This is a genomic window from Polynucleobacter sp. AP-Sving-400A-A2, from assembly GCF_018688155.1.
In the GTDB taxonomy this organism is placed as follows: Bacteria; Pseudomonadota; Gammaproteobacteria; order Burkholderiales; family Burkholderiaceae; genus Polynucleobacter.
On record NZ_CP061312.1, the window covers coordinates 481,189 to 504,102 of the forward strand.

Consider the following 22,914-nt stretch of genomic DNA (forward strand, 5'->3'; position numbering starts at 1 on the left):
ATTGACGCCTTGTTTTAGAGATGGGCTGCCAAGATCTTGGCAATATGTACAGCGTCTCTTTGAGTACCATCGGCAATCTGGTGGCGACAGCTAGTACCATCTGCAACCACCCAACTATCTGGTGCTTTACGAATCATAGGTAAGAGGCTGGCTTCTGCCATTTGCTTAGATACTTCAATGTGCTCAGCCTCGTAACCAAAACTACCAGCCATACCGCAACAAGAGGACTCAATTAGCTTAGGCTCTGCATTCGGAATGAGTTTCAGCAGTTCCATTGCAGGCGTCACAGCAGCAAATGCTTTTTGATGACAATGACCATGAAACAACACTGGGCGCGTTGCCGTTTTCAGTGACAGTTTGAGTTTGCCCGCCTTGGCCTCACTTGCTAAAAATTCTTCTAAGAGTTGTGCATGCTTACTGACAGTAATTGCCCGTTCACCAAAGCCCATCACTAATGCTTCATCCTTTAGTGTGAAAAGACAGGAAGGCTCTAAACCAATAATCGGAATATCTTTTTCTGCATAAGGGGCTAGATGATTAACTAATTCATCTAGGCTTGCTTTAGCTTTATCGACCATGCCAGCCGCTAGGTAAGTGCGACCACAGCAAAATTCTTTAGAGCAGGTATTAGCACTCTTAGTTTCGGTTTTAGTCTTTTGGGGAATGTGAACGCGATAGCCAGCAGCTTGTAAAACTTGTAGAGCTGCACGTAAGTTCTCATCCTCAAAGTAGGCATTAAAGGTATCGGCCAATAACACCACTCCCTTATTACCATTTGTATCTACTTTGCTCAGTTCTGTGGGCGTAAATTGATGCGGCGCAACTACATTTGGACTATTCCAGAAGGTTTTTGCTTTCCAGGTCGGCAGACTTCTTTGTGCAGAAATACCCATGACCCATTCTTGTAATTTAGCAATCGGTGCAATGTGGTTCCGTAGATTAAGGAGCGCAGGTAAACCCGGAATGCTGCTAATCATGGGTGCATATTTAGGTAAATAGGCAACTGCAAGATCGCGCATCGTATGACCAGTCCGCTTCTTAAAAGCAGATAAAAACTCGATCTTCATCTTTGCCATATCAACGCCAGTAGGGCATTCGCGGCGACAAGCTTTACAGCTGACGCAGAGCTCCATCACTTCTTTAATGGCATCACTACCAAGGGGTGAACTACCATCCTTAATATCCAGTTGATTGGAAAGAGCTAGGCGTAAGGTATTGGCGCGACCGCGGGTGAGGTGTTTTTCATCACGAGTCACTCGATAGCTTGGACACATGACTTCCGCATCAAACTTACGGCAATGACCATTGTTATTACACATCTCAACTGCTTTAGCGAAGCCCATCGCAGGATCGCCACCGGTGCCTGGTGCACTGGTCTCTTCAGTCACGGGATTATTCTGTACATTCCAGGCAGACCAATCTAAGGCTGGTTGCAGTGGAATGACTTTATAGCTCGGTGGAAAGCGGAAGTTACTCGCATCATCCATCTTGGGTGGGTTAACGATCTTGCCAGGGTTAAACAATCCCTTAGGATCAAAAGCATGCTTGATTTCAGCGAGGGCTTGCGTAATCTTCGGACCAAATTGCCAGGAGATCCACTCGCCACGGCAAAGACCATCGCCATGCTCACCGCTATAGGCGCCTTTGTACTTGCGAACCAAGGCAGATGCCTCTTCTGCAACCGCACGCATCTTTTGCGCACCATCACGACGCATATCTAAAATAGGGCGGACATGGAGGGTGCCGACAGAAGCATGTGCATACCAAGTACCACGTGAGCCATACTTGGAAAATACATCGGTGAGTGCTTGAGTATATTCAGCAAGACTCTCCAATGGAACTGCGCAATCCTCAATAAAGCTGACTGGCTTGCCATCACCCTTCAGGCTCATCATGATATTGAGGCCAGCTTTACGCACTTCCCATAAATTCTTTTGGAGGCTGGCATCAGGCATCGCAACTACCGAGCCTGGTAGACCAAGGTCACCCATTAAGCTTTGCAAAGACTGTATTTTTTCAAGTAAGGGTGCATGCGCTTCCCCTGAAAACTCTACTAATAAGATAGCCTCAGGCGTTTGAGCGTTAGCATCAATCAGTGCGGTCTCAATAGTTTTCTTAAAGCTAGGATTGTGGCGGGCCAAGTCAATCATGGTGCGATCGACTAACTCAACGGCAGTGGGTCCAAGCTTAACAATGTGCTGCGCACTGTCCATTGCCTTGAAGAAGCTCGCAAAGTTCACTACTCCTAGTACTTTGTGTTGCGGTAATGGTGCCAACTTTAGCTCAAGGGATTTGAAGTAGGCCAACGTACCCTCGCTACCTACCAATAGGTGCGACAAGTTGACGCTGCCATCTTGGGTGTAGGGAAGCTCGCTTTGTGGATGGAATACATCAAGGTTGTAGCCCGCTACACGACGTAATACTTTGGGGAAATGTGCTTCGATCTCGGGTTGCAATGTATTAGCAAGACCTTTCACAAAGTCACCTAATTGTTTTGCAGCACCAGAACTGTGGGCGTAATTTCCAAAGCTTGCTACTTGGCCGTTTGCTAACCAGGCATCAATACCTAAAACGTTGTGCACCATGTTGCCATAGGCGATTGATCGACTGCCACATGAGTTGTTACCTGCCATGCCACCAATAGTTGCTTGCCCCCCGGTAGAAACGTCTACTGGGTACCAAAGGCCATGCGGCTTAAGTGCAGCGTTAAGGTGATCAAGCACAATGCCGGGCTCAACAATTGCTGTAGCCTTGACTGGATCTGCATGCAGAAGTTTGCGAAAGTATTTAGTGTTATCAATAACGAGTGATGTGCCAGTAGTTTGCCCACACTGACTTGTGCCTCCACCACGCGGTAGAACTGGAATACCTAAGTCGGCTGCAATCTGAATTGCCGTCGCAATGTCCTCAGCTGTTTTAGGAATAAAGACAGCAACTGGCATAGCTTGGTAGATCGATGCATCGGTTGCATAGCGGCCGCGACTAGCTATATCCGTCATGACCTCGCCAGAGGTTTCTTGTTTCAGGCGTTTAGCAAGTTCTGCCTTATTGGCAACGAATTCTGGCAATGGCAAATCAACTGGCTTGTTCATGCTACAACCTTCTCTTGAGATTCTGAGTCAACTAATTGAATAACAACATCACGCTTATTCATGACGTGCTGCATCATGACTTTACGCATCCGCACGCTATCGCGAGCCTTTAATGCGTCTAACATTTCTTGATGTTCCTCGACGGCTTTTTCCCACTTGACGCCATCCTGATTAGAGCGAAAGCGAAGTGCTTCAATGCGAGCATTCACTTGGCTAAATAGTTGGCTGAGGACAGGATTGTTCGCTGCGTGATTAATGGCTTGGTGAATCTTGAGATTAAGTCGATAGTAGCTAGATAAATCTCTGCGGGCATACGAGGCCATCATTTCGTATTGGAGTGCTTCAAGTTCAATTAGTGTTTGATCACTAATATTTTGTGCTGCCAGCTCTCCTGAGAAGCCTTCTAAATTGGCAATCACATCAAAGGTGTGAATGATGTCGTCTCTGCTCAGTTGAACGGCAATGGCACCACGGTTAGCGATCAATTCAACCAGTCCATCGGCGGCCAGACGTCGAATCGCCTCACGGATAGGGGTGCGTGAAACGTTGAGCTGCTCTGCTAGCTCGCGTTCATTGAGCTTACTTCCCGGCGTAATGGCGCCCTCTACCAATAAAGCCCTGAGCTTAAGAAAAATCGCTTCATGCAAGTTTTGCGTATTTGCTGGTGTTGGGAGCATCATTTGAAATGCCTTAAATTTGTATACATAATCACTATAACGCATCTATAAGCATAAATAATGCCTTAATTAGCTTATTTTTTTGATTATTTATAAATTATTTTGCATACAAAATTGTAAATTAGCAAAAAGTGCCTTACACTTGCCCGCAAGATTAACTACAAAAACCAAGCGAGACTCAGCATGCTAAAACTAGATAACCACCTCTCGGGGCGTCATTTCTTACATATTCCTGGTCCAAGCCCAGTGCCTCCCCGCATTCTGAGGGCAATTAGCTATCAAACCATTGACCACCGCGGCCCTGAGTTTGGTGCGTTTGGTCTCAAGGTTTTGGATGGCATTAAAAAGATTTTTAAGACCGAGCAACCCGTCATTGTTTACTCGGCTTCTGGAACAGGCTCATGGGAAGGTGCATTGGTAAACGTTCTCAATCCTGGCGACAAGGTGCTCTTTTATGAAACCGGTCAGTTTGCTAACTTATGGGTTGCCTTAGGTAAACGTCTTGGTTTAAATGTTGAGGTGGTAGGCAAGCCAGGCCAAGACACTTGGCGTTGGGGTGTAGATGCATCCGTGATTGAAGAGCGTTTACGCAAAGACACTGGACATGAAATCAAAGCAGTTTGTGTAGTCCATAACGAAACCTCTACTGGTGTTACTTCCAACATTGCAGCAGTTCGCAAGGCGATTGACTCACTGAAGCATCCGGCTTTGTTGTTGGTCGATACCGTATCTGGCTTGGGCTCCGCGGACTATGAGCATGACAAATGGGGTGCGGACGTGACTGTGTCTGGATCACAAAAAGGTTTGATGTTGCCTCCGGGCATTGGTTTTAATGCCTTGTCAGCCAGAGCAATTGAGGTCAGCAAAACGAATAAGATGCCGAAGTCTTATTGGGCTTGGGATGAAATCTTGGAATCTAATAAAACCGGTTATTGGCCAACAACTCCAAGTACTAACTTAATGTATGGCTTGCATGAAGCAATCGACATGATGACGACTGAGGGTCTTGACACTATTTTTGCCCGTCATCAACGTTTAGCTGCAGCTTGCCGTGAAGCAGTCAATGCATGGGGCTTAGAAATCCAGTGCCAAGATACAGATTGCTACTCACCAGTGCTTACTTGTATTGCTACCCCAGAAGGTATGAACGCAGATGTTCTGCGTAAGCATGCTCTAGAGAAGTTCAATTTATCTCTAGGCACAGGCCTTGGAAAAATTAAAGGTAAGGCCTTCCGTATCGGTCATTTAGGCGATTGCAATGAGCTCAGCCTGATGGCCGCGCTGAGTGGTGTAGAGATGAGTTTGGGTGCGATGGGCTATAAGCCTAAGGCAAGCGGCGTTGTTGCCGCCCAAGAATTTCTAAAATAATCAGTAAGTTGGGTGTAAATGGGGTGTTGGCTAGTGAATCATCTGGCTTACACCCCTTATAATTCAAGTACTTATAAAGATAGCAGTTTCATCAAATAAAACATATTCGAGACAGAGAGACTTCACATGTTGGCAACTAAACCGTATTTAACTCAGGCTGATGTTCAAAAGATTTTGGATGCAGCTGACAAGCATGCTGCAGCAAATAACTGGGCTGTGACGATTGCTGTCTGTGACGACGGTGGCCATCTCTTAGGTTTAATCCGTCGCGATACATGTGCTCCTGTCTCCGCTTATATTGCTCAAGAAAAAGCGCGTACTGCTGCCATGGGTAAGCGCGAGAGTCGTGTTTACGAAGAAATTATTAATAACGGACGTATTTCCTTTTTATCTGCCCCGCATATTTCAGGCATGTTGGAGGGTGGCGTCAATATCGAGGTAAACGGGTTTACCATCGGCGCAGTCGGCGTTTCCGGCGTTAAATCGACTGAGGATGCCGAAACCGCGAAGGCCGGCATTGCAGCCATTCTGTAAGTTACCTTGATAAATACTGTTCCTGAAATAAATTCTCCCACCGGCGCCACTGAGAGTGACGCCACCCCAGCAACAATTACTTTTGCTGACTTTGGTTTAGATCCAAAGATTCAAAAAGCGGTATCTGAGCAGGGCTACAGCATTCCAACTCCGATTCAAGCGCAAGCTATTCCGCACGTGTTGGCGGGAAGTGATTTGATGGGCGCAGCCCAAACGGGTACCGGTAAAACGGCTGCTTTTGTACTGCCCATTATTCAAAAGATTCTGCGTCATGCAAGTAGTAGTGCTTCGCCTGCTCGCCATCCGATCCGTGCCTTGGTGTTAACGCCGACACGTGAGCTGGCTGTTCAGGTTGCTGAGAATGCAGCTAGTTACTCTAAGCACACCGATTTGCGTGCTGCCGTGGTTTACGGTGGCGTGGATATGAAAGAGCAAGTGACCACACTGCGTGGTGGTGTAGAGATTTTAATTGCGACCCCGGGACGCTTGCTTGATCACTTGGGCTCTAAAGTAGCCAACCTATCTCAAGTAGAAATTCTGGTGCTAGACGAAGCCGATCGCATGCTCGACATGGGCTTCTTGCCTGACTTACAGCGCATCATTGATTTGATTCCAGCTCAGCGCCAAACTTTATTGTTCTCAGCTACGTTTTCACCAGAGATTAAGAGGTTGGCGCAAAGTTATTTGCGTACGCCAGTTACCGTTGAAGTGGCGCGCCAAAATGCCGCGGCAGATACTGTTAAGCAAGTAGTTCACATGGTCGCCAGTGCTGATAAGCAACAGGCGATTGTGAAAGTGCTAGAAGCGCGTACTCGCCTGGGCCTATCTCGTCAGTGCATCATTTTTACTAACAGCCGCTTGGGTTGTGCAAGGCTAGCTCGCTCATTGGAGCGTGATGGCATCAAGGCTGGCGCGATTCATGGTGATAAGAGTCAGGGTGAGCGCACTCTGACTTTAGATGCATTTAAGTCTGGAGCGATCGAGGCTTTAGTTGCAACCGACGTGGCTGCTCGAGGTCTAGATATTCCGTCTATGCCTTGTGTGATTAATCACGAGTTGCCATTTAATGCGGAAGATTTTATTCACCGCATTGGCCGTACAGGTCGCGCTGGTAGTAAGGGCGATGCAATTGCATTGGTTGATGCCAGTGAAAAACGTTTACTTGACGATATTGAAAAGTTGATGAAGCGTAAGTTGGATATTCAGCCATTGCCGGAGGGCAGCTCACGTCCCGCGCCTAGTAGGAATTCATCGAGATCAGATGCGCCAGCAAAAATGTCAGATCCGTTTTTCTACAAGCCTTATGAACCTACTACTGTAGTCAAGCCAGCATCAGATGCTGTAAATCCTACTGAGAAAAAAGTCGGCATTACTCCTGCAAAACCGGCAGTCGGTGCTTTACTGGGTGGCTTTAAGAAGAAATAATTTTTCTGTCCCAAGCCTGGGTGGCTGCCAAAAGCCACTCAGCAATCGAAGCATCTTTCCCATACGGTAGATCCCTCAACCCTAAATGCCTTGCAGCTTTACGTAGCTCTTGTAAAGCCTGCTGCGCATTCTCAGTATGAATGGCGCTTGCTAAGGTTTGCTTGCTGAGTTTCTCGCCATACCCATCCAGCACAAGGGGTAGATGTAGATAGCTCGGAGTTTCATACTCCAAGACCCTTTGCAGATAAATTTGTCTTGCTGTGTTGTCCAGTAAATCTGCCCCACGCACAATGTGCGTAATTCCTTGCTCAGCATCATCCACCACAACGGCCAGTTGATAGGTAAATATGCCATCCCGGCGACGCAACACAAAATCTCCCACTTCTTGATTGAGATCTTGAGTTTGTTTACCTAGGGCGAGATCTTCAAAATGCATGCTGAGTCCTGGTGGCAGGGCAAGTCGCCAAGCTACTTCGGTTGATGGTGTTTCTAGCTCATCATAGGTGCCAATTTGGTGGGGGCGACAGGTTCCCGGGTAGATCATCTCTTGATTGCGGGGAGTGATTACGCCACGAGCTTCTAAAGCGCTTGCAATGCCTTGTCGGGAGCAAGTGCAGGGATAGATGATTTGGAGCTCATTTAAGTGCTCCAGAGCCTGTTTATAACGTTCTTGGTGCTTAGACTGCCAGCTTGGCTCCTCGTCCCAAGTGAGGCCGCAAGCAAGCAATTGGCGCAGGATCTCTTGATCTGCCCCCGGAATGCAACGGGGAGCGTCTAAATCCTCCATTCTGAGTAGCCATTTCCCATGATTTTTACGGGCATCTAACCAGCTTCCAAGGGCGGCAACGAGCGATCCGGCATGAAGTGGGCCAGTGGGCGAGGGGGCAAATCGCCCGCGATAGCCGTCGGCTGGGGGTGAGGGGTTTTGGATGTTCGGCACAGCTAAAATGATCTCATGGCTTCACCCCGTTTTGTTCATCTGCGCGTCCATTCCGAGTTTTCGATTACGGATGGCGTCGTTCGCATTGACGATGCGGTGGCTGCCGCTGAAAAAGATGGCATGGGCGCCTTGGCTCTTACCGACTTAAGTAATTTGTTTGGTCTGGTCCGTTTTTACACTGCTGCTCGTTCTGGTGGAATTAAGCCAATTGCAGGCGCGGATGTTTGGGTGAGCAATCCTCAAGACCCAGATCAACCTCATCGTTTATTACTCTTGGTTCAAAATCACTCTGGCTATCTCAATCTTTGTCAGCTCTTAAGCAAGGCCTCCCTTGAGAATCAATCCCGAGGTCGATCTGAAGTAGATCTCAAATGGTTTAGTGAGCCAGCCTCAAAGGCTGAAGATAAGGCTGCAAAAAGAACACTGTCTTATGGATTAATTGCTCTTTCAGGTGGACGCTGGGGTGATGTTGGTGCTGCGCTCTTAGCTGGTCAAGAAGATTTAGCTAAAGATGCTGCCAAGCGTTGGGCAAGCTTATTCCCCAATGCTTTTTATATTGAAGTGCAGCGCGGAGGTCATCCTCAGGATGAACAGCAACTTCAGTTAGCTTGTCACCTTGCGAGTGAAATGGATTTACCGATTGTTGCCACACATCCTGTGCAGTTTATGCAGCGTAGTGATTTCATAGCTCATGAGGCTCGAGTCTGTATTGCTGAAGGCGAGCTTTTAGGCAATCCTCGTCGCACTAAGAAATTTAATGAAGAGCAGTATTTTTTATCTCAAGCAGAGATGGAAAAGCGCTTTGCAGATTTACCAGTCGCACTGGCAAACTCAGTGGAGATTGCCAAGCGCTGTAATCTCTCTTTGACTCTAGGTCAGCCGCGCTTGCCGGATTTCCCAACGCCACCAGGTATTACGCTCGACGATTATTTATTGCAGCAATCGGAGATTGGCTTGAAGCGCCATATGGAGCGCAATTTCCCGGATGTTGAAGAGCGTGCTAAAGAAGAGGCTCGCTATCACGAGCGCCTGGTATTTGAGGTGAAGACCATTGCTCAAATGGGTTTCCCAGGCTATTTTTTAATTGTTGCCGACTTTATTAACTGGGCAAAAAATAATGGCGTACCTGTAGGTCCGGGTCGTGGATCCGGTGCTGGCTCTTTAGTTGCTTATTCACTGGGTATTACCGATCTTGACCCACTGCGTTACAACCTCCTCTTTGAGCGCTTCTTAAATCCTGAGCGGGTATCGATGCCCGACTTCGATATTGACTTCTGTCAGCATGGGCGCGATCGCGTGATTCAGTATGTAAAAGATAAATACGGAAAAGATGCGGTCAGTCAAATTGCTACTTTTGGAACGATGGCTGCAAGAGCGGCCATTCGTGACGTTGGTCGCGTACTCGAGCAAGGCTATAACTTTGTTGATGGTATTGCGAAATTGATTCCGAATAAGCCAGGTCAGTACATGACTATTGAAATGGCCAAGAAGGAAGAGAAACAATTAGGCGAGCGTGAAAAGAATGAAGATGAAGTGCGTCAACTGTTATCTCTCGCACAGCAATTAGAGGGTATGACCCGTAACGTGGGTATGCATGCGGGCGGCGTATTAATTGCGCCTGGTCGCTTAACTGATTTTTGTCCGCTGTATACGCAAGAGGCAAAAGATTCTAAGGATCAAGAGAGTGGTTCAGTCATTAGTCAGTTTGATAAAGATGACGTAGAGGCGATCGGCTTAGTGAAGTTCGACTTCCTGGGTTTAACCACATTAACGATTTTGGCAGCTGCTGAGAAATGGATTAAGACGCTACATGCTGACCGTCAAGATTGGAATATCGGTGAAATTCTGCTCGATGATCAAAAGGCTTTTGAAGTTTTAAAGAATGCTAATACGGTCGCCGTCTTCCAGCTAGAAAGTCGCGGCATGCAAGGCATGCTTCGGGAAGCTAAGCCTGACCGTTTCGAAGATATTATTGCGCTCGTTGCGCTCTACCGTCCCGGCCCAATGGACTTGATCCCAGACTTTATTGAACGTAAGCACGGGCGGCAAAAAGTAGAGTATCCGGATCCTCGAATTGAGCCCGTTCTGCAAGAAACCTACGGCATCATGGTCTACCAAGAGCAGGTGATGCAGATGGCGCAGATGATCGGCGGCTACTCACTCGGTGGCGCAGATATGTTGCGTCGTGCAATGGGTAAGAAGAAGCCTGAAGAGATGGCGCAGCATCGCAAGATTTTTAGTGACGGTGCAAAAGCAGGTGGCATTACTGAAGGCAAAGCCAATGAGATTTATGATTTGATGGAGCGTTTTGCAGGCTATGGATTTAATAAATCCCATGCTGCTGCTTATGCGCTCTTGGCATATCAAACTGCTTGGCTAAAAGCCTATTACCCCGCTGAATTTATGGCAGCCAACTTATCGCTCGCAATGGATGACACTGATAAGGTGAAGATTCTGTATGACGATTGCTTGGCTAATGAGATTCGAGTGTTCTCACCCGACATTAATACTGGCGTTTACGTGTTCACACCATTGCGTGCACCAGATGCGGCACCGGATTCTCCTATTAGCCATATTCGCTATGGTTTAGGTGCGGTTAGGGGAACTGGTGAAGCGGCAATTGAAGTGATTGTGAAGGCGCGTGAGACTGGTGGCCCTTTTAAGGATCTGTTTGATTTCTGTGCCCGCGTGGATCGTAGACAGGTGAACCGTCGAGCGATTGAGGCTTTGATGCGTGCCGGCGCCTTTGATAGCTTGTATAAGGACTCCATTCCCGCTGGCGGCAATCCTTACGATATTCGATCCACTCTATTGGCTTCTCTCGCGCGCGCAATTGAAGCTGCCGAACAAGCTGAAGCCTCAATTAATCAAGTGAGTTTATTTGAGGCGGCAGGAGAAGATGATCGTCATTTGCCAGAGCTAGTCCGCGAATTACCATGGTCTGAAAAGAAACGCCTCCAAGATGAGAAAAGTGCCCTTGGACTTTGTTTGACCGGCCACATGTTCGATGCCTATCGCGATGAAACGGCGCATTTTATCCGCCAGCCATTGGCCAAGGTGACCGAGGGCAAGGACCAGTTGATCGCCGGTATTATTACTTCCGCTCGAATGCTGACGGGTCAGCGTGGCCGCATGATGATTGCAACTATTGATGATGGCACTGCTGCAATAGAAGTGACGCTCTATAGTGAAGTCTATGAACCGAATCGTTCTTGGCTCAAAGAAGATGAGTTGCTGGTGGCCAAGGTAAACATCACGCCCGATAAGTTTTCTGGCGGAGTGCGTATTGTGTCTGAGGCGGTGATGGATATGACGGGAGCCCGTATGCGTTTTGCACGCAACCTTCATCTGTCCATCGATTCAGCTATTGATCTTCAATCTTTACGTAGCCAAATTGGGCCTTACTTAATGAGTAACCGGGTACGCGATCCAAAGCTAGGTCCTGCAGTAGCTTCTATGCCAAGCGCTAGCGAAGGCATGAAGGGTTTAATGCTGACTGCTGCAGTCACCACCAGTGGTGGAGCCTGTCTGATGCAATTCCCAGAAGAGCTGAGGATTTATCCAGATGATGCTTGCTTGCATAGCTTGAATCAAATTTTAGCAGCCAAGCAATCTAATGTCGTTCAGGTTCAGTACCTCTAAGCGCGTATCAGTTTTATTTCTTTATTTCTTTGTTGCACTTTGCAGTGCTTCGATCACTTGGTTTGGGTCTAGCTGATCTAAGCATTCACTATGACTACTTGCGCGATCCTCGCAACCCGCTTTGCGGCAGGGAACGCATTCACCAGGCCCTTGCAAGATTGTGACATTACCAATTGTCTGCGAACGCGCTCTCAATTGATAAGGTTGCATGCCAACAAAACCATTAGGCCAGGGGCCAAAATTGGTGGGTGGTGTTGGACCAAATAGCGCAATGGTCGGTGTATTACATGCCGCTGCGAGATGAGTAATCGAAGTATCCACTCCAACATAAGCTATTGCCCCACGAATCAGTGTTCCTGCCTGTGGAATGGTGAGTAGGCCCGCGGTATCAACGACATGCTTACGGGTTTCTTCATCCAACAATGACAGAATATCTTGGTTGAGTTGTAGGTCTTGCTTTGCGGGAGATGCGCTTAGCACCACTTGCCAACCTTGTTTTGTAATCCATGTCAGTAATGTTTGCCAATACGCAAGTGGCCAACGCTTATATGCGGTTAAAGGTCCGGGATGCACCACGATATAAGACGAGTGAAGTTGAGTAGCAATACTTGGGGTAATCGGATCACCAGCCGGAGCTGTTACCGAGACTGGTTTATTAAATAATTCCAGTGGATTTTTATAAAAGATCTCGAGTAGGCGAAGCTTTTCAGTAATGACATGTTGCGCAAAATAATCTACGTCAACTGTATGTAGGCTGATAGCCTTTTTCCAGGCATTTTGTTTATCACTCTTACTTTTCTTAACCTTGTCTTGCTCAGTGAGGCCTTGAGGATGGCCGCCTAGTACGCCCACGCGGTGATGAGCTGCTGCTAGGCCATAGAAGTAGGCGCGATCACTCGGTTGAGTGACAACTGCTAGATCGTAACGTTGAAAGAGTCTGAAAAATAAGGAGAGATATTCGGTAAGTTTGGGACGATCTGAAGTTTCGATTGTCTGGGTAATATCGGGATTGCCTTTGAGCATCTCGAGCTTACCGCGGTAGCCTAGAAAGTGAAACTTCGCATCTGGCCACAATTCACGTGCTTGTGAAATTAGTGGCGTAGTGACAAGGACATCTCCGATTTGGCGAGTCGCAATAAATAAAACTTTTTTAGGTTTTAGTGCTGAGAATGCAGTCATGGAGCTAATGTAACTCAATCTTACCGAGCTTTAGCCAGAAATTTTTCACGGACGCGACGTGCATTTTCGGCAGCATTGGATTGATCGTTAATGCGGTGGTAGAGATGCAAGACTTCAGTTGCCCAAGATCCAGATTTACGAATCAAACCTTTGCTTTGAAGTCTGAAAACAAAATCAGCATCCTCATGCCCCCAGCCTGTCATAGTTTCATCAAAGCCGCCAATAGCTAAGGCATCAGTCTTCCAGCAGGCCATATTGCAACCTTTAATACGGCGCCAGACAAATTTTTTATAGTTGCGCCAGGCGCCATCACCCAACTTAATTTTGAGGGGCCAATACTTATTGATGCCGCCGGATAGTCGAGAGCTTAATAAGTTATCAGTGAATTTCTTAAAATCCCAATTTGTCCATAAAAGTAATTGCTTGCTTAGCTCGTCATTCAGTAAGACACGACTTCCTGTCACTAGATGGTTCGCCTGAGACAGTGCGCGATGTTGTGAAATAAAGTCCGGCTGAACAATGCAATCACCATCGAGAAATACGAGATATTCACCATGCGCTGCTTGAATGGCTTGATTGAGAATGCGGGTCTTACGAAATCCTTGATCTTCTTGCCATAGATGAGTGATTTTTACTGGGAAATTTTTCTGAATTGCCTCTATGAGATCTTTGGTAGTTGTGGTGGACCCATCATCGGCAATGATGATTTCAAAATCTAAATCGGTTTGAGTACTAAGTGACTCAAGGCAGAGTTTGAGGGCTTGCGGCCAGTTATAGGTCGCCAGAAGAACGGAGATCATTTGCTGAGAGAATGATTGGAGTTGGCTTCTTGGTGCAATTGCCATAACTTCATGTAGCGATAGTAGGTTCCTTGCCCATTCGAGACTGCTAATGCAAAACCCTGAGGGCCGTCTAAGAAACCAAGGCGTATGAAGTAGGTGCGAGTAAAAGCCCAGATACCATGAAGTACTGCAGTTAATGGACTACTTTTTTTGCCTTTAGAGAAGGCCTGCTCTGCTGAGGCTGTTGAATAGCGATCTAGCTTCTGGAGCACTTGTGAGTAGTTCATGAAGCTGAAATGCAGCATTGGATTATCTAGCTTGGCCACTTGTCCGTTTGGAATCAGTCGCTCATGAACCAAATCATCCGAGAAGCGGGCAGTGCCGCGCTTAAATAATCGATCTACATAATCCGGACTCCAGCCAGAATGCCGAATAAAACGACCGCAATACCAAGATAGGCGTGGAATTGCAAAACAGTCAACATGGGCTGAATGCTGAATAGCGGTCAAAATCTCACTTCTGAGAGCCGGGGTAAGGCGTTCATCAGCATCTAGAGAGAGTACCCACTCGCCAGTTGCTAGGTCCAAAGCGCGATTCTTTTGAGGCCCAAATCCAGGCCAATCCGCCGGCTGGCTAATGACAGCCTCATAGTTTTTAGCAATCTCTAGGGTTCTATCGGTGCTATTGGTATCTACCACTACGATTTGCTGGGCAATCCCCTCCAGGGAGGCCAGACAATCGGCCAAATTGGCCTCTTCATTGCGAGTAATGAGTATGACGGATAAGGTGGGCATAATTCATTATATGAATGCTCAAGACCGTATCGCCCTAAATCGCTTAATTCAGTACCTCAGGCCCCATATTGGCTTAATTATTGGCTCTATATTGGCCATGGCGCTGGTTGCTGGTGCAGAAACCTCTATGCCGGCCCTTATGAAGCCTTTGCTAGATCGTGGTTTTACTGGCCAGTTGGATCAAAAGCTCTGGCTGGTGCCAGTCTTCTTGGTCGGCCTAGCTTTTGTGCGAGGGATGGCGCAATTTTTGTCTAGCTATCTTCTCAATCGCGTTATTAATGCCGTTTTGCTGAAGATGCGTATGCAGATGTTTAAGGCATTACTGCATTCAAGCACTACGTTCTTCCAAAAGAACTCTGCATCCAGCTTAATTAATGCGGTAGTTTTTGAGGTGAATAATGCCCTCTCCATTATGGGTGGCATGTTAATTAGTTTAGTACGTGACTCTCTCACCGTAATTGGATTGATTGGCTACTTGATTTACCTAAATTGGCAACTGACATTAGTAGTGCTGATGATTTTCCCAATTATTGCCTTCATCATTGGAAGGATTAATAAACGCTTGCGCTCACTGAATCGTGAGCAGCAAACAATGACTAGTGAGCTCGCTTACATTGTTGAAGAGGCGGCCGCAGGGTATAAGATCGTGAAGGTACATGGTGCTGAAGAGTTCGAGATGGGTCGCTTTATGGAAAAGGCTGATCGTCTTCGCCGATTTGCCTTGAAATCAGCAGTTGCTGGCGGCCTGAATCAGCCGATTACCCAGCTCATCGCTTCTATGGCGCTATCAATCGTCTTAGTCATTGCCTTGATGCAGTCAGCTACTGAGGGAACTACGGTTGGTGGCTTTGCCTCTTTTATTACTGCCATGTTATTGGTGATCTCGCCGATTAAACATCTCGCTGATATTAATCAGCCCTTGCAGCGCGGCTTAACTGCTGCAGAAATGATCTTTTCTATGATGGATCAACCCTTTGAAGAGGATGAATCCCGAAAAGAGAATATGAAGCCTCTAGGCAAAACTAAGGGCGCAATTCGGTTTGAAGATGTTGGCTTCTCTTACCAGCAAGAGGCTGGACGTAAAGATGCTCTCACTGGTGTCAGTTTAAATATTAAGCCTGGTGAAGTAGTTGCCTTTGTCGGTCCGTCTGGCGGTGGTAAATCTACGCTGGTCAACTTATTGCCACGTTTCTTTAAGCCGACTAGTGGACACATTTTCTTGGACGATATTCCCCTCGAGGATATTGTGCTGGCTGATGTACGCAAGCAGATTGCATTTGTGAGTCAAGATGTGATTTTATTCAATGACAGTATTGCGGCAAACGTAGCCTACGGCGCTACGGGCGCGGAGGGCATTGATCGTGGACGTGTCATAGAGGCTCTTGAGGCGGCAAACTTATCTGCACTCATGAAGGAAATGCCTGAAGGTATTGATACGCAAATTGGTGATAACGGTAATCGTCTATCAGGTGGACAACGTCAGCGTTTAGCTATCGCGAGGGCTATCTATAAAGATGCCCCTATCCTGATTTTGGATGAAGCAACTTCGGCACTAGATTCTGAATCCGAGCGTCAAGTGCAAGATGCTTTAGAGCGATTAATGGCCGGCAGAACCACTTTAGTTATCGCTCATCGCCTATCCACTATTGAGCATGCTGATCGGATTGTGGTGCTGGAGCACGGTCAGGCGATTGAGAATGGCTCACACGAAGAATTGATTGCTAAGGATGGCATATATGCCAACTTGCATCGCATTCAGTTTTCGAATGCTTAATCAATGATTAACTGAGAACGATATCGTACTGTTCTTGGCGGAAGCTGCCCTCTGCCTGTAGTTTGATGGGTTTGGCAACAAAGTCACCTAACTGTGCCAAAAATTGATTCTCCTCCTCAAGGAAAAGGTCAATTACATCAGGTGCGGCAACGATTCTAAATTCCCGGGGATTAAATTGGCGATGCTCTCGCACAATCTCGCGCAAAATCTCATAGCAAACCGTTTGCGCAGTTTTGATTTCACCTTTTCCCTGGCAGGTAGCGCATGGCTCACAGGTGATATGGGCCAGAGATTCTCGAGTGCGTTTGCGCGTCATTTCCACCAAGCCCAGTGAGGAAAAGTCATTCACCGAGGTGCGAGCATGATCGCGTTCTAAATTGCGATTGAGTTCATGTAAAACCGATTCTTGATGATCTTTACTCAGCATGTCAATAAAGTCGATGATGATGATGCCACCAAGATTACGTAAGCGCAGCTGACGGGCAATAGCTTGAGCAGCTTCAAGATTGGTTTTAAACACCGTGTCGTCTAGATTACGTGCGCCCACATAACTACCAGTATTGACATCAATCGTGGTCATGGATTCTGTTTGGTCAATCATCAGGTAGCCACCCGATTTGAGATCCACTCTTCTGCCAAGTGCTTTATTGATTTCAGCATCGACATCAAATAAATCAAATAGGGCGCGCTCGCCGCGATGTAGTGTGAGTTTATCCAATAGATTTGGCATATACAGCGCAGCAAACCCTTTGAGCTTTTCAAAGTTCTCTGCTGAGTCCACCCGAATTTTTATCGTTTCTTCACTAGCCAGGTCACGTAATACGCGTTCAGCCAGACTGAGATCCTGATAGAGCAGGCTAGGCGCGGCCTTATGATTTACAGCCTCACGAATCTTCTCCCAGGTAGTGCGCAAATAATGCATGTCGTGCGTAAGCTCAGTATCGCTAGCATCTTGCGCGCTAGTACGCACAATGATCCCACCTTTTTCGTCGGCGGGCATCAGTCCTGCAAGGCGTGCCTTGATTGCTTCCCGCTCTTCTGGCTGATCTATTCTTTGAGATACGCCAATGTATTTCTCGGTGGCTGCATCTGTTCCAGCTGGCGGTAGATAAACTAAGTTCCGGCCAGCAATACTGAGTTGGGTGGTGAGGCGTGCGCCTTTGGTTCCCAAGGGATCCTTCAGAACTTGAACTAAAACATTTTGCCCTTCAAAAAGCAGCTTTTCAATTTGGGCTTGAGGGTTGTTTTGGGTGATATCGGCGACGTGCATAAATGCAGTGCGCTCTAAGCCGATTTCAATGAAGGCGGACTGCATACCAGGAAGCACGCGCACCACTTTGGCTAAATAGATATTGCCAACGATACCGCGTTGACGGGTACGCTCGATCTGCAACTCTTGAACGGCACCTTGCTGAATGAGTGCCACCCGTGTTTCTTGGGGGGTGATGTTGATCAGAATTTCTTCGTTCATATGCGGGCGACTTTAGCGAAATCTAATAATTGGTTAACTTCGAAGATGGGTAATCCCATGATACCGCTATAGCTGCCTTTAATTGAGGGAATAAAAGCCCCACCAAGACCTTGAATTCCATATGCACCAGCCTTACCAAAAGGCTCGCCACTCTGAATATAGCTATCAATTTGAGCTTCAGTTAAGTGAGCAAACTCCACCTCAGATACTTGTATTAAGCACAAGGGATTTGTTTCGGGATCAATTATGAGTACCACTGCAGTTAAAACCTCATGCGTTTGACCGCTCAGCATTTTTAGAATGCGCGCAGCATCAGAAGCGCCATTAGGTTTCCCAAGAATTTCTCCATCTGGATTGCTAGGTAGGCTGACGGTAGTATCTGCACACAAGATAGGTGCCCAAGGTTTACCGCTGTTTTGCCATCTGGCTAGGGCAATGGTACTTTTGGCAAAGGTAACTCGCTCAACATAAGTACGCGCCTTTTCATCGGGAAGTGGCGCTTCAAGTGTTTCGGTATCTTCACCCGGCCCTGCAATCAGCATCTCAAATTTGACGCCAATTTGCTTAAGCAGTTCTTGGCGTCGAGGACTTTGTGAAGCAAGATAAATATAAGAAAACATCAATGACTTACTCGCGGTGATAGGGGTGGCCTTGCAAAATAGTCCAAGCTCGATAGAGTTGCTCAACTAATAACACTCTTGCCATGGCATGTGGCAGGGTCAAACTTGAGAGGCGCCACATCGCTTGAGCATTTTCCTTAAGACTGGGATCGAGCCCATCAGCACCACCAATCAAAAAAGTAATATCAAAACCTTCTTGCCGCCAGCCTGCCAACTGGGTAGCTAGATTTTGTGTAGTTTGATCTTTGCCACGCTCATCCAGTGCAATCACCCGCGAGCCTTTCGGAATAGCCGCTGCAATTTTGATAGCTTCTTTGGCTGGGTTGAGATCAGGTTTGATCTCTTTGATTTCAATACTGCAATCTGCAGGCATACGCTTAATGTAATCATGGGTTGCAGTTGCAACCCATTCTGGCATTTTGTGACCAACAGAAACAATCGTTAAACGCATTGTTAAGAAATTACTCTTCGTCGTCTGGTTCGCTTGCCTTTACCAGCCCCTTATCCGCCGCTAGCTTCACTCGTACAGGTTTGGCTCCCCACATACCTTCAAGCTGATAGTAGGCGCGCAATGCAGGCTGCAAAATATGAACTACGATGTCACCGCAATCAACCAATACCCACTCGCCAGTCTCCAAACCCTCTACGGAGATCACTTCACCACCTTTAGCATTGACAGCCTCTTTAACAGACATCGCTAGCGATCTAGTCTGACGATTGGAGGTGCCGGTGGCGATGATGACGCGATCAAATAGCTCGCTGAGCTTAGTGGTGTCATACACACGAATATCCTGCGCCTTGACATCTTCGAGTGCATCAATCACGACACGTTGTAATTTTGTTAAGTCCATAGTTTCTTTAGTATTTTTCTGAGAATTTTGAATATAAGAGTGATCTTAGCCTGATTACTTGTACAGACCTAAATTTGTAATGATTTCTAAAGCATGAGACGGAATGTGCTCGGCAATATCACTGCGAGAAGCGCTTTTCAGCTGATTCCGAAGCTTTGTAGATGAAATCTCTACTGCAAGACTGTTATCTAAGTAGATGCGGCCAAACAGGCTTTTTTCAAGAGCGTTTGCATCAATACATTGATGCTTTTCTAATAAAGCCTTTATTTCAGGGCTGATTTGGGTATCAAGTTCATGATGAGGTCTGCTGGCCACTGCGAAATTCACGACGTCTAGTAATTGATCCCAGGACTTCCAAAAGGGGAGATCGATAAGAGAGTCAGCCCCCATTAACCAAGTTAAGTTGACTTGAGGCCCAAAACGCTCTCTTAGGGCTTTGGCTGTATCGATTGCATAGCTCGGGCCTGCCCGATCAATTTCAATACGATCCACTCCAATTTGAGTCGGTATTTTTAGATACAGAAATGCTCTAGCTAAATCAATGCTTGCTGCTTCAGTGAGTTCAAGACGAATTTCAGCAGGTGTGATGCCAGAGCTTTTTTGCCAGGGCTCGCCACTAGGGATTAGGAGCAGAGTGTCCAGGTGCAGAAGTTTTGCAAAATGCATGGCCAGTTTAAGGTGACCAAGATGTGGCGGGTCAAAAGTGCCGCCCAGAATGCCAATTTTTTTTGGAGTATCCAAATCTACTGACATCATTTAGGCAAGCCAGTCGCGCGGCTTAAGGTAGTAGTCGTACAGCTTTGCCTCTGGCGTATCTGGCTTTGGTTGCCAGTTGTACCACCACTGCACTACGGGTGGCATAGACATCAAAATAGATTCTGTGCGTCCACCAGAGTGCAGGCCAAAAATGGTGCCTCGGTCGAATAACAAGTTGTACTCCACATAACGACCACGACGGTATTCTTGGAACGCTTTTTCTTCGGGAGTAAAGCTGTCTTGATAACGACGCTTCACAATCGGTAAGTAAGCATCAATAAAGGCATCACCAACAGCACGCGTCATGGCAAAGCTTTGCTCAAAACCCAGCTCATTGAAGTCGTCAAAGAACACACCACCAATACCGCGAGGCTCTTCACGATGCTTGAGATAAAAATATTCATCACACCATTTCTTGAATCGTGGATGAAGCTCCGCACCAAATGGATCTAAGGCATCTTTCGCAGTTTGATGGAAGTGTTTGCAGTCCTCATCAACGCCATAGTAGGGGGTAAGATCAAAACCGCCCCCAAACCACCAAACTGGCTCTTTATCGGGAGCTTGCGCGATAAAGCAGCGCACATTCATATGGGTAGTTGGCGCCTTAGGGTTATTTGGGTGAAACACCAAGGAAACGCCCATGGCCTCAAAGCTACGTCCGGCGACTTCTGGGCGATGGTGTGAAGCTGAAGGGGGCATTTGATCACCGCGAACGTGAGAAAAACCCACACCACCTTTTTCTAATATATTGCCGCCATCTAAAGTACAAGTACGCCCATAACCCCGCAGCTTGCTATCTTCTGGTTTCTCCCAGGCATCAACTACAAAGGCTTTACCGTCGAGTGCACTCATTGCAGTAGTGATGCGATCTTGCAGGCCTAAAAAGTAAGCTTCTAATTCTGCAATATTAATTTGAGTCTGTTCAATTGATGACAAGGATGAAAAGTCCTTCGTAGTTAGGGTTATTTCACTGCCCGATAGCCAATATCTTTGCGATATTGCATGCCATCGAATTGGATCTGAGCAATCGCTTCATATGCTTTTTGTTGCGCACCGCGAACAGTATCAGATAGACCTACAACGCACATGACACGACCACCAGAGGTAACAAGCTTGCCATCTTGTAACTTAGTACCAGCATGAAAAGTCAATTGATCTTCAGTATCAGTAGGGATGCCTGTAATCACATCGTCATTGCGCGGCGTATCAGGATAGTTGTGAGCTGCCAGTACTACGCCTAGTGCGGTGCGACGATCCCACTCTAGATCGACTTCATTGAGTCTGCCGTCAACAGCATGATCTAGCGCATTGACGAGATCACTACGAAGGCGTGCCATGATGGGCTGTGTTTCTGGGTCGCCCATGCGGCAGTTAAATTCTAAAGTCTTGATCTTGCCGTCGGGAGAAATCATGAGCCCCGCATACAGGAAGCCAGTGTATGGAATGCCATCCGCTTCCATGCCTTTCACTGTAGGCATGATGACCTCGCGCAATGCCCGCGCATGAATTTCTGGGGTCACTACTGGAGCAGGGGAGTAGGCACCCATGCCACCGGTATTAGGGCCTTGATCAGCATCGAGCAAACGCTTGTGATCTTGACTAGTTGCTAAAGCTAAAACATGTTTACCATCTACGAGAACGATAAAGCTGGCTTCTTCACCAGTCAAAAATTCTTCAATGACAACACGTGCGCCAGCGTTTCCGAGTTTGTTATCGGCCAGCATCATATCGACAGCCCCATGGGCTTCTACCAGGTCCATTGCCACAACGACACCTTTGCCAGCAGCTAAACCATCAGCCTTAATCACGATCGGTGCGCCTTTGGCATCAATGTAAGCATGTGCTTTTAATGCATTTGAAAAAGTCTGATACTCCGCTGTTGGGATGCCATGACGTTTCATAAACGCTTTAGAGAAATCTTTGGAGGACTCTAATTGGGCTGCTAACTGAGTAGGTCCAAAGATGCGCAAGCCATTGTTGCGAAATACATCCACGATACCTGCAGCTAACGGTGCTTCAGGGCCAACTACGGTGAGGTGAATTTTTTCACGTTTGGCAAAGTCTGCTAATTCTTGAAGGTCGGAGATCGGAAGGTTTTGAATGCCAGCCGCTGTTTGTTTTGCAGTGGCTGTGCCACCATTACCCGGCGCCACATATACAGTTTGAACTTGTGGAGATTGCGCTAGCTTCCATGCCAATGCATGTTCGCGACCACCAGAACCAATTAAAAGAATTTTCATAAAGGGCTAAAAGATGTATTAATAAGTAGTGCTAAAAAGCTAGTCGATTACAGAGAGGCATTCGTGAATACTTCTTGAACATCATCCAAGTTCTCAAGCGCGTCTAATAGTTTTTGCATACTCTCCGCTTGATCACCTTCGAGTTCAGTTTCAGTTTCGGGGCGCATCGTCACTGTTGCTAGCTCTGCTTTTAAGCCTACTTGATTAAGCGCGTCCTGTATCTTAGAAAATTCAGGTACTGGGGTAAGTACCTCAAATGAACCATCATCATGAGTGATGACATCTTCTGCGCCAGCATCTAGCGCGATCTCCATGAGTTGATCTTCATTGGTACCTGGGGCAAACAACATCTGACCACAGTGTTTGAACATAAAGGCAACCGAACCTTCTGCACCCATATTGCCACCATTTTTTGCGAATGCATGACGTACTTCGGCAACAGTACGAGTGCGGTTATCCGTTAAGCAATCGACAATGATGGCCGCACCATTGTGACCGTAACCTTCGTAACGAATTTCTTCGTAGTTAACGCCTTCCAAAGAACCTGTACCGCGCTGAATTGCCCGCTGCACATTGTCATTGGGCATATTGGCATCTTTAGCCTTATCGATCGCAAGGCGTAAACGGGGATTCGTGGCAACATCGCCGCCGCCCAATTTAGCCGCAACCGTGATTTCTTTAATGAGTTTGGTCCAAATCTTGCCGCGCTTTTCGTCTTGACGTCCTTTGCGGTGCTGAATGTTGGCCCATTTCGAATGGCCGGCCATAC

At 47.1% G+C, this 22,914-nt stretch carries 18 protein-coding genes and 1 pseudogene; 5 read left to right on the top strand and 14 right to left on the bottom strand.

Annotation, left to right across the window (positions count from 1 at the left end; translation table 11 throughout):
- Positions 1-14: 14 nt before the first annotated feature.
- Together C2758_RS02615 and C2758_RS02620 are read right to left on the bottom strand one after the other, a co-directional pair.
- Positions 15-3,092 carry an FAD-binding and (Fe-S)-binding domain-containing protein gene (locus C2758_RS02615; protein WP_215329411.1) on the bottom strand — a complete coding sequence of 1,026 codons (3,078 nt, stop codon included), beginning with the start codon at positions 3,090-3,092 and terminating at the stop codon, positions 15-17.
- The gene (locus tag C2758_RS02620) at positions 3,089-3,772 is read right to left on the bottom strand and encodes a GntR family transcriptional regulator (RefSeq protein WP_251369241.1); all 684 of its coding nucleotides are present in this window, start codon (positions 3,770-3,772) and stop codon (positions 3,089-3,091) included. Before C2758_RS02620 ends, C2758_RS02615 begins: the two co-directional genes overlap by 4 nt.
- A gap of 180 nt (positions 3,773-3,952) precedes the next feature.
- Between C2758_RS02620 and C2758_RS02625 the strand changes: the two genes are divergently transcribed.
- The 3 genes from C2758_RS02625 (at position 3,953) to C2758_RS02635 (ending at position 7,096) form a co-directional block, all read left to right on the top strand.
- Entirely contained in the window at positions 3,953-5,137 is a 1,185-nt protein-coding gene (locus tag C2758_RS02625; protein ID WP_215329413.1) for an alanine--glyoxylate aminotransferase family protein, read from the top strand.
- A 129-nt stretch (positions 5,138-5,266) separates the two neighbouring features.
- On the top strand, positions 5,267-5,671 hold the full coding sequence (locus C2758_RS02630) for a heme-binding protein (RefSeq protein WP_215330030.1): 405 nt from the start codon (positions 5,267-5,269) through the stop codon (positions 5,669-5,671).
- Between the two features lie 6 nt (positions 5,672-5,677).
- Entirely contained in the window at positions 5,678-7,096 is a 1,419-nt protein-coding gene (locus tag C2758_RS02635; protein WP_215329415.1) for a DEAD/DEAH box helicase, read from the top strand.
- Here the strand turns inward: C2758_RS02635 and gluQRS are convergent.
- Positions 7,083-8,036, bottom strand: coding sequence for a tRNA glutamyl-Q(34) synthetase GluQRS (gene gluQRS, locus C2758_RS02640; protein WP_251369242.1), 954 nt, complete (start codon positions 8,034-8,036; stop codon positions 7,083-7,085). The genes C2758_RS02635 and gluQRS overlap by 14 nt on opposite strands.
- 15 nt (positions 8,037-8,051) lie before the next feature.
- Here gluQRS and dnaE point away from each other — a divergent pair, with 15 nt between their 5' ends.
- The gene (gene dnaE / locus C2758_RS02645) at positions 8,052-11,678 is read left to right on the top strand and encodes a DNA polymerase III subunit alpha (RefSeq protein WP_215329417.1); all 3,627 of its coding nucleotides are present in this window, start codon (positions 8,052-8,054) and stop codon (positions 11,676-11,678) included.
- A gap of 21 nt (positions 11,679-11,699) precedes the next feature.
- Here dnaE and C2758_RS02650 read toward each other — a convergent pair whose 3' ends face one another.
- Genes C2758_RS02650 through C2758_RS02660 form a run of 3 tightly spaced genes read right to left on the bottom strand, consistent with a single transcriptional unit; the run spans position 11,700 to position 14,433 of the window.
- Entirely contained in the window at positions 11,700-12,857 is a 1,158-nt protein-coding gene (locus tag C2758_RS02650) for a glycosyltransferase family 9 protein (protein WP_215329419.1), read from the bottom strand.
- Between the two features lie 20 nt (positions 12,858-12,877).
- Positions 12,878-13,702 (bottom strand): glycosyltransferase family 2 protein, encoded by an 825-nt coding sequence (locus tag C2758_RS02655; RefSeq protein WP_251369243.1) that lies wholly within the window; start codon positions 13,700-13,702, stop codon positions 12,878-12,880.
- Positions 13,654-14,433 carry a glycosyltransferase family 2 protein gene (locus C2758_RS02660; RefSeq protein WP_215329421.1) on the bottom strand — a complete coding sequence of 260 codons (780 nt, stop codon included), beginning with the start codon at positions 14,431-14,433 and terminating at the stop codon, positions 13,654-13,656. Before C2758_RS02660 ends, C2758_RS02655 begins: the two co-directional genes overlap by 49 nt.
- A gap of 10 nt (positions 14,434-14,443) precedes the next feature.
- Between C2758_RS02660 and msbA the strand changes: the two genes are divergently transcribed.
- A complete protein-coding gene (gene msbA, locus C2758_RS02665; protein ID WP_215329431.1) occupies positions 14,444-16,207 on the top strand; it encodes a lipid A export permease/ATP-binding protein MsbA in 1,764 nt (587 codons plus the stop codon).
- A gap of 7 nt (positions 16,208-16,214) precedes the next feature.
- On the opposite strand, the gene rng is transcribed toward msbA, so the two are convergent.
- The 8 genes and pseudogenes from rng to C2758_RS02705 all read right to left on the bottom strand — a co-directional run bounded on the left by rng (position 16,215) and on the right by C2758_RS02705 (position 22,912).
- Complete coding sequence (gene rng, locus C2758_RS02670) at positions 16,215-17,678, bottom strand: ribonuclease G (RefSeq protein ID WP_215329433.1); 1,464 nt, start codon at positions 17,676-17,678, stop codon at positions 16,215-16,217.
- Positions 17,675-18,298 carry a nucleoside triphosphate pyrophosphatase gene (locus tag C2758_RS02675; RefSeq protein WP_215329435.1) on the bottom strand — a complete coding sequence of 208 codons (624 nt, stop codon included), beginning with the start codon at positions 18,296-18,298 and terminating at the stop codon, positions 17,675-17,677. Before C2758_RS02675 ends, rng begins: the two co-directional genes overlap by 4 nt.
- Before the next feature lie 7 nt (positions 18,299-18,305).
- Complete coding sequence (gene rlmH, locus C2758_RS02680; RefSeq protein WP_215329437.1) at positions 18,306-18,749, bottom strand: 23S rRNA (pseudouridine(1915)-N(3))-methyltransferase RlmH; 444 nt, start codon at positions 18,747-18,749, stop codon at positions 18,306-18,308.
- Between the two features lie 13 nt (positions 18,750-18,762).
- Positions 18,763-19,149: pseudogene (rsfS, locus tag C2758_RS02685) on the bottom strand (ribosome silencing factor); the annotation flags it as partial.
- Between the two features lie 54 nt (positions 19,150-19,203).
- Positions 19,204-19,905 carry a nicotinate (nicotinamide) nucleotide adenylyltransferase gene (gene nadD / locus C2758_RS02690; RefSeq protein ID WP_215329441.1) on the bottom strand — a complete coding sequence of 234 codons (702 nt, stop codon included), beginning with the start codon at positions 19,903-19,905 and terminating at the stop codon, positions 19,204-19,206.
- The gene (gene hemF / locus C2758_RS02695; protein WP_215330035.1) at positions 19,906-20,817 is read right to left on the bottom strand and encodes an oxygen-dependent coproporphyrinogen oxidase; all 912 of its coding nucleotides are present in this window, start codon (positions 20,815-20,817) and stop codon (positions 19,906-19,908) included.
- Positions 20,818-20,867: 50 nt separating this feature from the next.
- Entirely contained in the window at positions 20,868-22,145 is a 1,278-nt protein-coding gene (purD, locus tag C2758_RS02700) for a phosphoribosylamine--glycine ligase (protein WP_215329443.1), read from the bottom strand.
- A gap of 47 nt (positions 22,146-22,192) precedes the next feature.
- Positions 22,193-22,912: a YebC/PmpR family DNA-binding transcriptional regulator gene (locus tag C2758_RS02705; protein WP_215329445.1), complete on the bottom strand. Its 720-nt coding sequence runs from the start codon at positions 22,910-22,912 to the stop codon at positions 22,193-22,195.
- Between the last annotated feature and the right edge of the window lie 2 nt (positions 22,913-22,914).

Excerpts from the sequence above, each read along its gene's own strand:
- nadD (WP_215329441.1), bottom strand. The coding sequence starts at position 19,905 with ATGATGTCAGTAGATTTGGATACTCCAAAAAAAATTGGCATTCTGGGC.
- rng (WP_215329433.1), bottom strand. The coding sequence starts at position 17,678 with ATGAACGAAGAAATTCTGATCAACATCACCCCCCAAGAAACACGGGTG.
- C2758_RS02660 (WP_215329421.1), bottom strand. The coding sequence starts at position 14,433 with ATGCCCACCTTATCCGTCATACTCATTACTCGCAATGAAGAGGCCAAT.
- msbA (WP_215329431.1), top strand. The coding sequence starts at position 14,444 with ATGAATGCTCAAGACCGTATCGCCCTAAATCGCTTAATTCAGTACCTC.
- rlmH (WP_215329437.1), bottom strand. The coding sequence starts at position 18,749 with ATGCGTTTAACGATTGTTTCTGTTGGTCACAAAATGCCAGAATGGGTT.
- C2758_RS02615 (WP_215329411.1), bottom strand. The coding sequence starts at position 3,092 with ATGAACAAGCCAGTTGATTTGCCATTGCCAGAATTCGTTGCCAATAAG.
- C2758_RS02655 (WP_251369243.1), bottom strand. The coding sequence starts at position 13,702 with ATGGCAATTGCACCAAGAAGCCAACTCCAATCATTCTCTCAGCAAATG.
- dnaE (WP_215329417.1), top strand. The coding sequence starts at position 8,052 with ATGGCTTCACCCCGTTTTGTTCATCTGCGCGTCCATTCCGAGTTTTCG.
- C2758_RS02620 (WP_251369241.1), bottom strand. The coding sequence starts at position 3,772 with ATGATGCTCCCAACACCAGCAAATACGCAAAACTTGCATGAAGCGATT.
- C2758_RS02675 (WP_215329435.1), bottom strand. The coding sequence starts at position 18,298 with ATGTTTTCTTATATTTATCTTGCTTCACAAAGTCCTCGACGCCAAGAA.
- C2758_RS02625 (WP_215329413.1), top strand. The coding sequence starts at position 3,953 with ATGCTAAAACTAGATAACCACCTCTCGGGGCGTCATTTCTTACATATT.
- C2758_RS02650 (WP_215329419.1), bottom strand. The coding sequence starts at position 12,857 with ATGACTGCATTCTCAGCACTAAAACCTAAAAAAGTTTTATTTATTGCG.
- purD (WP_215329443.1), bottom strand. The coding sequence starts at position 22,145 with ATGAAAATTCTTTTAATTGGTTCTGGTGGTCGCGAACATGCATTGGCA.
- C2758_RS02705 (WP_215329445.1), bottom strand. The coding sequence starts at position 22,912 with ATGGCCGGCCATTCGAAATGGGCCAACATTCAGCACCGCAAAGGACGT.